The sequence below is a fragment of the Nocardia barduliensis genome, assembly GCF_013315795.1.
Lineage (GTDB): Bacteria > Actinomycetota > Actinomycetes > Mycobacteriales > Mycobacteriaceae > Nocardia > Nocardia barduliensis.
Genome location: NZ_JABLTE010000006.1, coordinates 1 through 12,950, shown reverse-complemented (window position 1 = coordinate 12,950; position 12,950 = coordinate 1). Strand labels below are relative to the sequence as shown.

Genomic DNA, 12,950 nt, shown 5'->3' with positions numbered 1-12,950 from the left:
GCCGGGCGGTCACCAAGTCAGAACGGGTTTGACGATGGTGCCCTCATGCTGCTGGGCGAGTGCGAGGTTGATATCGGTGTGCGGGTATGTGGTGACGAGCCGATCGATCGGGAAGAGGCCCGCGGCATGCAAGTCCAGCAGGTAGGGGATGAAGGTCGCGGGTACCGCGTCGCCTTCGAGGCAACCGCGGATCGCCTTGCCGCCCAATACGATGTCGCGCAGGTCGATCGGCGGCACTCCGGCGCCGAGGCCGACCGCGACTACGGTGCCGCCGATCGCGACCGCGGCGGCCGCCGCGGCGAGGACTTTCGCCGATCCCGTGGTGTCGAGTGCGTGGGTGGCCCCGCCGTCGGTCAGCTCGCGAACCGCGGGCACGATGTCGTCGGCCGCCGGATCGAGCACCGCGGTGGCGCCGAGGTCCCGCGCGAATGCCCGCCGGAACGGTGACGGCTCGATCACGACCAGTTCGGCGACCTCGCACGCCAGCGCCGCCAGCACGCCCGCCATGCCGACCGCGCCCGCGCCGTAGACGGCGACCCGGGCATCCCGGTCCGGCCGCAGCACATTGAGCACCGCGCCCGCGCCGGTCAGGAACCCGCACCCCAGCGGAGCCAGCACCGCCGGATCGACCTCGGTGTCGACGACCACCGTGTTGTCGACCGTGCTCAAGGCGTACGCGGCGAAGCTGGACTGGCCGAAGAACCCGTCCCGCACCGGCGCTCCCGCGACGGTCACCCGGCGCGTCCGGTCCGCCCGGGCCCCGAACTGGTTGAGTTCCAGCGCGCGCACGCAATACGCCGGGCGACCCGCTCGGCAGTTCCGGCACGTTCGGCAATGCCGGAAGGTCAGCACGACACGATCCCCGGGCCGCACGCCGGTCACCGCAGCGCCGACGGTCTCCACCACTCCGGTGCCCTCGTGCCCGAGCAGCACGGGACGGTCGGCGCCGCCCGCCGCCCGAGTGACCAGGTCGGTGTGGCAGATGCCGGTGGCCTGTACCCGCACCAGGATCTCGTCGTCGCGGGGTTCGTCGATCTCGACGGCTTCGACGGTGAACGGCGCGGCGGGATCGCGGGACAGCACCGCGGTGGTGGTCACCATCGCTCAGATCCGCTCGAGCAGGAAATAGAAGTGCTCGCCGTCGACCAGCACCACGTCGGGGCGGCCGTTCATGATGCCCATCAGCGTGTTGTCGTCGAGCCATTTGAAGTGGTCGAAGACCGGGCGGCGGTCGTAGACCATGGTGGCGGTCACCTCGCCGCGGAATTCGATGTTCCACAACGTCGCTTCCCCGCCGCCGCCGAGTTCGACATTGGAGAACAGCGACCCGTCCTCGGCACGGCAGATCAACGGCTGAGCATCGAGCAGGCCGCGAAAAGTCTTGCCGTACCAGCGACTCGCCGACAGCGCCTTGCGTAGCGGATGCCCGGTCGGGAACGCCGCCCCCTTCCACTCACCCAAGATGTCCTCGGCACGCGCGACCGGCAATCCGGCCCACAGCGCATCCAGCTCGGCCGCCGACACCCCGGTTTCCCGTTCGGCGAGATCCCGCCAGCCATTCCCCTCGGAGCCCATGCCCATCCTCGTTCCCAGCGCAGTTCCAGAACCTTTTGGTTCGGCAACTGTATATCCGAACCAAAAGGTTCGGCAAGATAGGATGCCGCCATGCGCGCAGCAGGTCAGGCCACCCGTGATCGAATCCTCGTTGCGGCCAAAGCGGAGTTCGCCCAGTACGGCATCGCCGGCGCGCGCATCAACCGGATCGCCGCCGCGGCCAAGGCGAGCAAAGACCGGCTCTACGCGTATTTCGCGGGTAAGGACGAGCTGTATGCCGCGGTCACCGAGGAATGGGTCACGCAGACCACCGACGAGACCGCCCTCGACGCCGCGGACCTGCCCGGTTACGTGGGCAGGCTTTTCGATCACTACATCGCGCACCCCGACAACGCGCGTCTGCAGGCGTGGGCCGAGATCGAACAGACCCACATCCCGGCCGCCGAGGACGCCATCCGCCGCATCATCGCCGGAAAACTCGCCGAGATCCGCCATGGGCAGGACCGGGGCCTGATCACGGAGGCGTTCGGGCCCGTCACCCTGATCGTCATGCTGACCGACCTCGCCCGCACCGCGGCCATGCACGCCACCCGCACCGACCATCACAACATCGGCGAACGCCGCGCCGCGACGGTTCTCGCCGCCCACCGCCTGGTCAGCCCGGATGCGCCCCGCGCGGAAGACCGTCGCTGACTTCGCAGGGGCTTGCCGACACAGCCCCGAAGGTGATGGGCTAGGAGAGCGTCACGTCACGCACGCCCGTATCGCTCGCAGCGCTGAGGGAAGGCGGTCCAGCAGGTAATCCCGCGGATGCCCGGCCGAAGGTGGGGCCGAGACGACGATGGAGCAAGGCATGGACGAGATCGAACGCGCGCCGCGGCTCACGGCGTTCCCGCGCATCGATGACTACGGGTTCATCTCCGACTGCGAAGTCACCGCTCTCATCGCCCCCAGCGGAGCCATCGAGTGGATGTGCCTGCCCAGGATGGACTCCCCCAGCGTCTTCGCGGCGATCCTCGATCGATCCGCGGGCTCGTTCCGGTTCGCCCCTGCCGACTTCATGGTGCCCACCGACCGTCGGTACATCCCCGGCACCATGGTCATGGAGACCAGCTGGCGCAGCGGCGACGGGTGGGCGACGGTGCGCGATGTGCTGCTGGTGGGGCCGTGGCGGCACCAGACACCGGGCCGCAGCGCCCATCGGCGTACCCCCACCGACTACGACGCCGAACACATTCTGCTGCGGACGGTGCACTGCGAGACCGGCCAGATCCACTTCAACCTCGATTGCCAACCCGCCTTCGACTACGGCAGGTATCGCGCCCGGTGGGACTACCTCGGCAGCTATTACCTCGCACAGGCCAGCGCCGACGGAACCGATCTGCAGCTGACGTTGAGCACCGACATGCGGTTGGGATTGGAAGGCACGCATGCGGTCGCCCGCACCATGCTGAAGACGGGCGACACCCGCTTCTGCGCGCTCTCCTGGGGCACTCGCGACGCCCCCGGCGACGTCGAGGAAGCCGAAGAACGGCTGCTGCGCACGATTCACCACTGGCGGCACTGGCTGGCAGGCGGTCGTTTCCCGGACCATCCGTGGACCGCGGAACTGACCCGCAGCGCGCTGACCCTCAAGGGACTGACCTTCGCGCCGACCGGCGCGGTCGCTGCCGCCGCCACCACGTCACTGCCCGAAACCCCGGGCGGGCAACGCAATTGGGACTATCGCTACTCGTGGATCCGCGACTCCGCCTTCGCGTTGTGGGGCCTGTACACACTGGGCTTCAGCTGGGAGGCGAACGACTTCTTCTCCTACATCCTCGACCTGACCGAGGAAGCCAGGGACATGCAGATCGTGTACGGCATCGGAGGCGAAACCGATCTCACCGAGCACACCCTCCCCCATCTGCGCGGATACGACAACGCGAGCCCCGTGCGCACCGGCAACGACGCGTACCGCCAACGCCAGCACGACGTGTGGGGGGCGGCGCTGGACGCGGTCTACCTCTACGCCCGCCATCAAGATCAAATCGATGCGCGGGCCTGGCCGCTGCTGGGGCGGGCGGTCAAGAGCGCCCTCACCTACTGGCGCGACCCCGATCACGGCATCTGGGAGGTTCGCGGTCAGCCCCAGCACTTCACTTCCAGCAAAGTGATGTGCTGGGTCGCCGCGGATCGCGGCGCCCGGCTGGCTCGCATCCACCAGGATGTCGACCGCGCCCAACGCTGGCAACGGGCCGCCGACGAGATCCACGCCGACATCTGCGCGCACGCGGTCGACTCCCGGCGGGTGTTCACCCAGTACTACGGCAGCACGGCGCTGGACGCTTCGACGCTGCTCATCCCGCTGGTTCGTTTCCTGCCTCCCGACGACGACCGGGTACGCAACACCGTGCTGGCCATCGCCGAGGAACTGACCGAAGACGGCCTCGTCTTGCGCTACCGCGTCGACGAGACCGACGACGGCTGCGCCGGGGCGGAAGGCGCATTCACGATCTGCTCGTTCTGGCTCGTCTCGGCGCTGTCGGAGATCGGTGAAAAGCAACGGGCCAAGCAACTGTGCGAGAAACTGCTCGGCTACGCCAGCCCGCTCGGGCTCTACGCCGAGGAGATCGATCCCCGCACCGGACGGCACTGGGGCAACTACCCCCAGGCGTTCACCCATCTCGCCCTGATCAACGCGGTGATGCACGTCATCCAGGACGAACAGGCGCTGCTGCGGCAGGCACTCGGCGGCGAGTCGATCGCGCCGCGACTGGACGATGCGCCACTCACCCGCGGATACATCCACCGGTGACGAAAACCGTGCGGGGTGCGGAAATGAGCGGTCTTTCGTGCCGCGGCGAGCCCGGAGTCAGTACTATCACGTCCGACTGTTACCAGGACTAAGGATTTCATTGAAGGGCTCGACCATAGCGATGCTCGGCATCGCTGCGACCGCGGCGTTCGGCATGACCACCGCCCCCGCGGCCGCTGATCCAGTGGCGGACAAATCTCGCGTCGTCGAGACCGAGGACGGCTGGGAGTTGCGGATCAGCAAGACCGCCGAAGACGTGCAACGCGTGCCCAATCTGGCCGCGACCCCGTTCACCCGAGAAGGCTTCGTCACGCTTTCGGCGGCGGCCGATATCGGCGGCGAAGGCCGTGCGGCGGTGAACTCGGGCACGTTGCAGCTGGGCTACCAGATCGGCTGCCAAGCCGATGTCTCCAACGGCCTCACCGTGGGCATCTCCGCGGCGATCGGCCCGAACGCGTCGGTGACCGTCGTCCCCTCCCCCGGGCTCGCGGTCGGCGGCAGCGCGCTGGCGCTGCCCAACATGTCGACGACCATCAAGCCCGGCACCATCAGCAGCATCACGTTCGGCACGAAAGCGCTCGCCGGCGCGCACGGTTCGATCTCGGTCGATCAGATCCAGATCAAGATCGATGCGTGTGCGGGCGCGGTCAGCCTGCGTTCGTTCGCGGTCGTGTCGATCTCCACGGCGACGGCGGACAATTCGGTCGCCGTCTACGGTGACCCGATATGGCTGTGATCCCGATGTGGCGGCGCTGGATCGCACCGGCCGGTGTGTCGGTCTCACTGATCCTGGCCGCCGCCACCGCCTCCGCCGAACCCATTGTTCCGGCCGGCCCTCCGCAAACCTGCGGCGAGACACCAGGCGGGTCCGCATCTCCCGGGTGCGGCACCGACAAGCCCACACCACGTGGGCCCGCGGCCCCGCCACCAGCTCTGCCGTTGCAGATGCTGGCGCCGCCGCCCGCACGGTCGGCGCCGAGCACCAATACACCTGCGGGCGCGCTGGTTCCGCCCGCGCCGGGTCCGGGCGGCGGCACGCCGATCGTGCCGGCCAAGTAGCCGACGAGCCGGGGGCGGCGCTTCGCCCCCGTCACTCGGCCGAGCAGGAATATCGACCCCGGTCCCGAGGGCTGTCAACCACCGCGATAGCACCGCCTCGCCCACCCGGCTCAGGAGTGCGGTACGGATTGATCAGGTTCGTTCAACCACGGACGACGTGGACGCCGCCGCACGCGGCGATTGGTCGTCCTGTCGCGCCGCCCAGATGATCAGCACCCCGGCGATGACGCCGACGAAGTACGGGGACGGCACCAGCAGGACGCCGCCCAGCACACACCAAACGGCAAGACTCCAGCCGAGCCAGGCGGGTACTGCCACTCCGCGGCCTGCGAGATGCCAGATCAGGAGACCCAGGAGGATCAGCGGCACGGCGAAGCTGCCCGGGCCGGCCCAGAAGGTGACTTTGTTCTCCAGGGACTCCACGGTCGACGCCGACTCCGCGCCCGCGAGCGTGAGCGGCACGGCCGCCCAGAGCCCCTCGTCCACCCAGCCGGTGATCTCCTGCCAGGCGGCGAGCGCCAGCAGAAGTAGGTGGCCGGTGCCCAGCACGAGCATGATGCCGCCCGCCCAGCGGAGCATTCGCTTGGAGTTCATCGTGACCTGCCCTCTCCTACGCCCCGACTCTGTCGCGCTCATGCGGGGCAGGGTGCGGCTGCTCTTTTATACGGTGCCGTACAGTTGGTCTGTACGGTAACGTATAAAAGCGGCGCGAGCAATGGAGGTGACCAGATTCCCGCTGTCCCCCGCACGACCCGAGCCCGCTGGATCGAGGCCGGACTCGAGGCCCTGGCCCGAGGCGGGCCCGACGCCGTCCGCGTCGAGACACTCGCCGCCGAACTCGGCGTCACGAAAGGCGGGTTCTACGGGCACTTCGACGGCCGCCCCGCGTTGCTCAGCGAAATGCTCGACGAATGGGAGCGGCGCTGCACGACGGAAGTGATCGCCCAGGCCGACACCGAAGGCGTCGATGCCGCCGACCGGATCCGTCGCGCGGGACGACTGACCTTCGCGGAGGACCTGCACCGGATCGATCTCGCGGTCCGCGCCTGGGCCCGCAACGACGAGTCCGTCGCCGCGCGCCTGCGGCGTATCGACAACGAGCGCATGGGATTCCTGCGCAAGATGTTCGGTGCCTTCATCACCGACCCCGACGAGATCGAGGCACGCAGCACGCTGACCTTCGCCCTCGCGATCGGCCGCCACTTCATCGTGGCCGACCACCCCGGGTACACCACGCGCGAAGCCATCCAGCTCGCCGGTGAACACCTTCTCCGGCCGCCGCCCGCCTAGCGCCGAATGCCCGCCGTCCCGCACTGGCGGGTGTGGCGCCCGCTAACCAGTAGGTGATGCATCGAATTTGCATCGTTAATCGCGTATTGTGGAGTCCTATAGACCCAAGACCGAGAGGAGAACGTCATGCATCCACCGATTCGCATGCGAGCATTCGGGCTGGCGACCGGCGTCGCTGCGGCAGCGTTGGGCATACTCGTCGCCGCGCCCACCGGTGCCGCCGCTCCAGCGGCCTGCCCGGCTCCGGGCCCCGCGGCGACGCTGACCTCCGACAGCGGCGCCTCGTGTTCGGCCACCAGCGCCGCGGGTGGGGCCGCGGCCGCTTACGGCCTCGACGGAACCGCCTCCGCCAATGCCGCACCGACCAGCCTTTCCCTGGCAATCGCGCAGAACGGCGGCACGGCGAGTTCGAACTCGGCCCCCCTGTCCGGCCCCGCCGCGATTGCCATCGGACCCGGCGCGACCGTCACGACCACCGGCGTGCGCCCTGGATTGTCGATCGGCATCGCAGGCCCGGGATCTACGGTCGCGGTGACCGGAACCTCGGCGCCGACATGCTCCGGCGACTGGGCCTTCGCCGGTGATTTCCAAACCTGGCAGGGCTGCTTCTCGCAGCGATAGTGCATCGTTACGTGTAACATCATGGAGGTCGAGTGGTAGCCCGAGGCTTGGGAAAGGGGTCGGTGATGACCATCGTGTCGCCCGGATCGACGGTCGCCGCCTCGGCCGGTGGAATCCCGGTCCTCGCGGCAGAGGACTCGTTCCCGCGGTGGCGTGCGGCGGTGCGCCGAGCGGTGCTCGGCGAAATCCAAGGTTTCCTCCTGCGCGAATGTCCCCCGGCCCTTCGCCGCCTCGGCGCACAGGAGGTCCTGCGCCAATACGCGATAGGCGGGAAGTGCCTGCGGTCGACGTTCATGTATCTCGGCTGGCTGTGTGGCGCACCCGATGACGCGGCGGCACTGCGGGCCGCCGCGAGCCTGGAACTGCTCCACGCGTTCGCCTTGCTGCAGGACGACGTCATGGACCAGTCCGCCACCCGCCGAGCCGCCCCGGCCGCGCATGTCCGGTTCGCCGCACTCCACCGCGGCAGCGGCGCGCCCGGCTCGTCCACCAGGTACGGCGAGTCGGCCGCGACATTGCTCGGCGACATGTGCCTGGTGTGGGCCGAACGGATGCTGCGGGAAAGCGGCTGCACCGAATCGGCGCTGCGCCCGGTATGGCCGCGCTACGACGCCATGCGGCTGGAGCTGGCGACCGGGCAGTTCGCCGATCTGCTCAATGACGCGCGCACCGAGCCGACGCCGGCTTCGGTCCTGGCCATCGCGCGAGCGAAATCCGGCAACTACACGGTGCGACGCCCCTTGGAGATGGGCGCCGCACTCGCCGGTTGCCCAGCACCCGTCCTCGAGGCGCTGGGCCGCTACGGCACGGCGGTCGGCGAGGCGTTCCAGTTGCGCGACGACATTCTGGGCGTCCTCGGGTCGCAGTCCGTGACCGGCAAGCCCGCGGACGGCGATCTCGCCGAGCGCACGGCCACCACCGTGCTGGTGCTCGCACGCGAGATGGCCACCCCGTCGGCCCGGGCCGAACTCGCGGAGCTGCTGAATCGTCCCCGGCTCGGGGCCGAGGAACTCGACCGCGCCCGAACTCTGATCGTCGAATCCGGTGCACCCGCCGAGGCCGAGGCGATGATCGCCGAGCGGGTGGCCCGAGCGCGGAGCGCACTGGACAGCGCGATCTTCACCGCACCGCTGCGCGCGGCCCTCGGGAGCATGGCCACCGCCTGCGCCGAACGCGTTGCCTGACAGGAGGTTCTACCGATGCGCACCGTCAATGGCGCCACCGACCGGGTCGTGATCGTCGGGGCCGGTCTGGCCGGTCTCTCCGCGGCCATGCACCTGGTGGGCCGGTCCCGGGAGGTGACGGTCGTGGAACGGGACGCGGTACCGGGCGGACGAGCGGGACACGCGGAACTCGGCGGCTACCGCCTCGACACCGGTCCGACGGTCCTGACCATGCCGGAACTCGTGGAAAGTGTCTTCGCGTCCGCCGGAGCCCGCGCGGCGGATCGGTTACGGCTACTGCCCGTCGAGCCCGCGTACCGGGCGAGTTTCGCCGATGGGCGCACGCTCGAGGTACACACGGACGCCGAGCGGATGCAAGAGGAGATCCGCCGCTTCGCGGGCGCCGCCAACGCGGACGGTTATCGCCGCCTGCGGGATTGGCTGACACGTTTGTACCGAGCGGAGATGGACCGGTTCATCGCGGCCAATTTCGACTCGCCGCTGTCGATGCTGACCCCCTCGCTGGCCCGACTGGTCGCGCTGGGTGGTTTCGGGAAGTGGGATCGCGCCGTCGCTCGCTACATACACGACCCGGAGCTCAGGCGTGTCTTCACCTTTCAATCCCTCTACGCGGGTGTCGCGCCCACCCGGGCGCTGGCCGCCTATGCGGTCATCGCCTATATGGACACCATCGGCGGCGTTTTCTTCCCGCAGGGCGGAATGCGCGCGCTTCCGGACGCGCTGGCGGGCGCGGCGACCGATGCCGGTGTCCGATTCCGCTACGACACCGCCGTGACCGCCCTGGAACGCACGGGCTCCCGGATCACCGGCGTGCTCACCCGGGACGGCGACCGGATACCCTGCGACGCCGTCGTGCTGACGACGGAACTACCCGAGGCATACCGCCTGCTCGGGCGCGCACCACGGCGGCCGGTTCCGCTGACCTCCGCCCCGTCGGCGGTGATCGCCCATCTCGCATGCGCGCCCTCGACCGGGACAGCGCACCACAGCTTGCTGTTCGGGGACGCGTGGGAGGAGTCCTTTCGCGATGTCATCGACCGGGGGCAGGTGATGCGCGATCCTTCGCTGCTGGTCACTCGTCCCACGGCCAGCGATCCGTCGCTGGCTCCGGCGCGGCGGGACCTGCTGTCGGTTCTCGCGCCGGTCCCCAATCTCGAACGGGGCCGGATCGACTGGGACCGCGACGGATCCGGCTACGCCGAGCACATCGTGGGAATCGCTCAGCAGCGTCTCGGTGCCCGATTCGGCGATGTCGAGTTGTTGCGCGTGGACACGCCCGCCGATTGGGCGCGCCGCGGCATGCTCGCGGGAAGCCCGTTCGCGCTCGCCCACACCTTCACCCAGACCGGTCCGTTCCGGCCCGCCAACATGCCGCGCGGGATCGACAACGTCGTGCTGGCCGGTGGCTCGACCGTGCCCGGGGTGGGCATTCCGCCGGTGCTGATCTCGGGCAGACTCGCCGCGGACCGCATCACCGGCCTGCGACCCGCCCGGCATCACCGCTCCGCGCAGGCGGGTAGCGCACTCACCGCCGCCCGCATCGATCGATGACTGTGATCGGAATCGAGATGACTCGTACCGCCACCCATATCACCGACCCGCAATTGCAGCGGTCCTACCGGTACTGCAGGCAGCTCAACGCGCGCCACGGAAAGACCTTCTTCCTCGCGACGCGACTGCTCGCACCTGATCAACGTCCCGCGGTGCACGCCTTGTACGGGTTCGCGCGCCGAGCCGACGACATACTCGACGAGTTCGCCCCGCAGCGCGACACCATGGAGAGAGCACAGCAACTGGACGCACTGGCGGGATGTTTCCGCGAGCGCCGGGCCACCGCCGACGCGGTCCTCCCCGCGGTTCTCGACACCGCCGATCGTTATCGCCTGCCAGCAGCCCTGTTCGACGCTTTCCTCGCATCGATGCGGATGGACCTGACCGTGACGGACTATCCCGACCGCGCCGCGCTGAACACCTACATCTACGGTTCGGCCGAAGTGATCGGATTGCAGCTCCTGCCGGTATTGGGGACCGCCTGCGCGACCGAGGCCGCACCCTATGCCGCCGCTCTCGGCAAGGCGTTCCAGCTGACCAACTTCCTGCGCGATGTCGGCGAGGACCTGCTCCGTGACCGGGTATACCTCCCCGCCGACGAATTGGCCGACTTCGGCGTCGATCGCGACCTCCTGCACTGGTGCCTGGCACGTCAGCGCACCGAGCCCCGGGTCCGCCGCGCCCTGGCGGCCCAGTCCGCGCTCACTCGCGACATCTACCGCTTCGCCGACGCCGGAATCGCGCTGCTGCACCGCCGCTCGCGCCCGTGCGTAGCGACGGCGACGACGCTGTACGCCGAAATTCTCGACCGCATCGAGGACAGCGACTTCGCCGTGTTCCACCATCGCGCCACGGTGCCGAACCGGCGGCGAGCCCGGGTCGGGGCGACCGGACTCGCCAAGGCATGGTGGGCGCGCCGAGTGAACCGGTGACGATTGCGGCGGGAACGGTGCGAATTCCGCTGGCTCTGGTAGCGGAGGCGAAGTCGATTGTCCGCCGAGCGCGACAGGCAACCATCAGTATCCTGATGTCGTGATTACGCTCAGAAAAGAAGACGGTGCCGCAGACCTCGCAGGTATCTCGAAGTTGAGTGTGGGGGTGAGCTGGGATCCGTCCTCCGGCACGAGCGGCGGTGCACTCGGCTGGGCGCGCCGCAAGAAGGGTGTGGATCTCGATCTGATCGCCATCCTCATGCAAGGCAACGACCCGGTGCGCTTCGCCGGCCTCGATTCGCTGGACCCCCTGGGCAACGGCGCGGTCTCGCACACCGGTGACGAGCAGAGCGGCGCCGCTTCCGGTGACGACGAGACCATCCACGTGACCTTCGCCGATGTCCCCACTGCGATCACCGCGATCATCTTCGTCGCCGCCGCGTTCAAGAAGGGCAGTTCCTTCGAGAAGGCGAACAACATCTCCTTCAAGATCTACGACGCGACCGGCGGCAACAGTCAGCAAGTCGCCGATATCTGGCCCTCGCTCCTTGGCACCGACAACGCCAACGCGGTCGCCCGCGCCTTCCGCAACGGCGATCAGTGGCAGCTGGAAGTCCTCAACCGCCAAGGCAAGATCAAGCAGGGCGACATGCAGGCACTGCTGCGTTTCGCGATGCAGTAGCGACGGTACGTTCGGCGTCGGCTGTCCACGCTTCGAATCGCCCCGATACGCGGATTTCGACACTCGCCGGACGAGCGCGGCTACCCTGGGCGGATGCGATCTCGGTTCCGTCGGTACGTCCTGGCCGCGCTCGCCGCCGCGGCATCCACGCTGCTGCTGGCCGCTCACGCCCCGGCCACCCCGCTGATCCAGCCGGTCGCAGGCCCGGCGCCGCTGGGCTCGGAGTTCCTCTGGGGCGTCTCTACGTCGGGATTCCAGTCCGAAGGCCGTGCGCCCGACAGCAATTGGACGCGGTACGTCGCCGGGAACCCGGGTTACGACGAATTGCGCGATTCGGTCGATTTCTACAACCGGTACGACTCGGACATCCAGCTCGCGGCCGGGCTCGGCACGCAGGTGTTCCGGATCGGGATCGAGTGGGCCCGACTGCAACCCGCGCCGGGAGTGTGGGACGAGGGCGCGTTTCGCTTCTACGACGCGGTCATCGCGAGCGTCGAGCGGGCCGGGATGCGCCCCATGATCACCCTCGATCACTGGGTCTACCCCGGCTGGGCGGTAGACCGCGGCGGTTGGCGCAATCCGCGGATGGTCGACGACTGGCTGGCCAATATGCGCAACGTCGTGGACCGCTACGCTTCCCGGAATCCGTTGTGGGTCACGGTGAACGAGCCCGTCGCCTACATCATGCACGAGGTGCGCCGAGGCGCCGCGGACGCCGCGGAGATGCTGGAGCGAGTCGCGCAGGCACACAACGCCATCTACGACTACATCCATCAACAGCAGCCGGGCGCCCAGGTGACCAGCAATGTCGGCTATGTGGCCGGCTCCGAGGCCCAGGTCAACGGTCCTCTGATCGACCGCATCGGCGACCGGCTCGACTACGTCGGCGTCGACTACTACTTCGCCTACGATCCGGCCCAGTCGCTGATCGAGTCCATCGTGCGGGCCAGCGGCTCGGCGATGCCGAACCTGCCGGGGCCGCAGATCTGGGAGCTGCCGCTGCGCACCGAGGGTATCTACTATGCGCTGCAATTCTATTCGCGCCGATTCCCGGGCAAGCCGCTCTACGTGGTCGAGAACGGCATGCCCTCGGAGAACGGCCGTCCGCGCGCCGACGGTTACTCCCGCGGCGATCACCTGCGCGACACCGTCTATTGGCTCCAGCGCGCCAAGGCCGACGGCATGAACCTCATGGGCTACAACTACTGGAGCCTCACCGACAATTACGAATGGGGCAGCTACACCCCCCGATTCGGCCTCTACACCGTGGACGTGCGCAC

Annotated in this window: 14 protein-coding genes; 11 read left to right on the top strand and 3 right to left on the bottom strand. The window is 68.7% G+C overall.

From position 1 onward, the window contains the following. Positions 1–9: 9 nt before the first annotated feature. Both HOV91_RS04370 and HOV91_RS04365 read right to left on the bottom strand, forming a co-directional pair. A complete protein-coding gene (locus HOV91_RS04370) occupies positions 10–1,098 on the bottom strand; it encodes an NAD(P)-dependent alcohol dehydrogenase (protein ID WP_174184229.1) in 1,089 nt (362 codons plus the stop codon). A 6-nt stretch (positions 1,099–1,104) separates the two neighbouring features. Next, a complete protein-coding gene (locus HOV91_RS04365) occupies positions 1,105–1,581 on the bottom strand; it encodes a DUF4334 domain-containing protein (protein ID WP_438822631.1) in 477 nt (158 codons plus the stop codon). Between the two features lie 84 nt (positions 1,582–1,665). On the opposite strand from HOV91_RS04365, the gene HOV91_RS04360 reads away from it, so the two are divergent. The 4 genes from HOV91_RS04360 to HOV91_RS04345 all read left to right on the top strand — a co-directional run bounded on the left by HOV91_RS04360 (position 1,666) and on the right by HOV91_RS04345 (position 5,410). After that, complete coding sequence (locus HOV91_RS04360) at positions 1,666–2,247, top strand: TetR family transcriptional regulator (RefSeq protein WP_174184131.1); 582 nt, start codon at positions 1,666–1,668, stop codon at positions 2,245–2,247. A 160-nt stretch (positions 2,248–2,407) separates the two neighbouring features. Further along, positions 2,408–4,351: a glycoside hydrolase family 15 protein gene (locus tag HOV91_RS04355; RefSeq protein ID WP_246349823.1), complete on the top strand. Its 1,944-nt coding sequence runs from the start codon at positions 2,408–2,410 to the stop codon at positions 4,349–4,351. Between the two features lie 37 nt (positions 4,352–4,388). Further along, positions 4,389–5,087, top strand: a complete 699-nt coding sequence (locus tag HOV91_RS04350; protein ID WP_312884460.1) for an MspA family porin — start codon at positions 4,389–4,391, stop codon at positions 5,085–5,087. Next, complete coding sequence (locus tag HOV91_RS04345; protein ID WP_174184129.1) at positions 5,078–5,410, top strand: hypothetical protein; 333 nt, start codon at positions 5,078–5,080, stop codon at positions 5,408–5,410. Before HOV91_RS04350 ends, HOV91_RS04345 begins: the two co-directional genes overlap by 10 nt. Positions 5,411–5,542: 132 nt before the next feature. Here HOV91_RS04345 and HOV91_RS04340 read toward each other — a convergent pair whose 3' ends face one another. Then, the gene (locus HOV91_RS04340) at positions 5,543–6,046 is read right to left on the bottom strand and encodes a DUF6463 family protein (RefSeq protein ID WP_217439511.1); all 504 of its coding nucleotides are present in this window, start codon (positions 6,044–6,046) and stop codon (positions 5,543–5,545) included. 42 nt (positions 6,047–6,088) lie between these two features. On the opposite strand from HOV91_RS04340, the gene HOV91_RS04335 reads away from it, so the two are divergent. From HOV91_RS04335 to HOV91_RS04305, 7 genes are all read left to right on the top strand, one after another. Beyond that, on the top strand, positions 6,089–6,700 hold the full coding sequence (locus tag HOV91_RS04335; RefSeq protein WP_174184128.1) for a TetR/AcrR family transcriptional regulator: 612 nt from the start codon (positions 6,089–6,091) through the stop codon (positions 6,698–6,700). A 126-nt stretch (positions 6,701–6,826) separates the two neighbouring features. Then, entirely contained in the window at positions 6,827–7,321 is a 495-nt protein-coding gene (locus HOV91_RS04330; protein ID WP_174184127.1) for a DUF6764 family protein, read from the top strand. 65 nt (positions 7,322–7,386) lie between these two features. After that, positions 7,387–8,505 carry a polyprenyl synthetase family protein gene (locus tag HOV91_RS04325; RefSeq protein ID WP_174184126.1) on the top strand — a complete coding sequence of 373 codons (1,119 nt, stop codon included), beginning with the start codon at positions 7,387–7,389 and terminating at the stop codon, positions 8,503–8,505. Between the two features lie 15 nt (positions 8,506–8,520). Next, positions 8,521–10,056: a phytoene desaturase family protein gene (crtI, locus tag HOV91_RS04320; protein ID WP_174184125.1), complete on the top strand. Its 1,536-nt coding sequence runs from the start codon at positions 8,521–8,523 to the stop codon at positions 10,054–10,056. Continuing rightward, positions 10,053–10,988, top strand: coding sequence for a phytoene/squalene synthase family protein (locus HOV91_RS04315; protein WP_438822630.1), 936 nt, complete (start codon positions 10,053–10,055; stop codon positions 10,986–10,988). The genes crtI and HOV91_RS04315 overlap by 4 nt, the downstream gene beginning before the upstream one ends. Before the next feature lie 100 nt (positions 10,989–11,088). Beyond that, positions 11,089–11,670, top strand: a complete 582-nt coding sequence (locus tag HOV91_RS04310; RefSeq protein WP_174184124.1) for a TerD family protein — start codon at positions 11,089–11,091, stop codon at positions 11,668–11,670. A 93-nt stretch (positions 11,671–11,763) separates the two neighbouring features. Next, on the top strand, positions 11,764–12,950 hold a 1,187-nt coding region (locus HOV91_RS04305), incomplete at its 3' end, for a family 1 glycosylhydrolase (protein ID WP_174184123.1).

Excerpts from the sequence above, each read along its gene's own strand:
- HOV91_RS04365 (WP_438822631.1), bottom strand. The coding sequence starts at position 1,581 with ATGGGCATGGGCTCCGAGGGGAATGGCTGGCGGGATCTCGCCGAACGG.
- HOV91_RS04360 (WP_174184131.1), top strand. The coding sequence starts at position 1,666 with ATGCGCGCAGCAGGTCAGGCCACCCGTGATCGAATCCTCGTTGCGGCC.
- HOV91_RS04355 (WP_246349823.1), top strand. The coding sequence starts at position 2,408 with ATGGACGAGATCGAACGCGCGCCGCGGCTCACGGCGTTCCCGCGCATC.
- HOV91_RS04345 (WP_174184129.1), top strand. The coding sequence starts at position 5,078 with ATGGCTGTGATCCCGATGTGGCGGCGCTGGATCGCACCGGCCGGTGTG.
- HOV91_RS04340 (WP_217439511.1), bottom strand. The coding sequence starts at position 6,046 with ATGAGCGCGACAGAGTCGGGGCGTAGGAGAGGGCAGGTCACGATGAAC.
- HOV91_RS04330 (WP_174184127.1), top strand. The coding sequence starts at position 6,827 with ATGCATCCACCGATTCGCATGCGAGCATTCGGGCTGGCGACCGGCGTC.
- HOV91_RS04325 (WP_174184126.1), top strand. The coding sequence starts at position 7,387 with ATGACCATCGTGTCGCCCGGATCGACGGTCGCCGCCTCGGCCGGTGGA.
- crtI (WP_174184125.1), top strand. The coding sequence starts at position 8,521 with ATGCGCACCGTCAATGGCGCCACCGACCGGGTCGTGATCGTCGGGGCC.
- HOV91_RS04315 (WP_438822630.1), top strand. The coding sequence starts at position 10,053 with ATGACTGTGATCGGAATCGAGATGACTCGTACCGCCACCCATATCACC.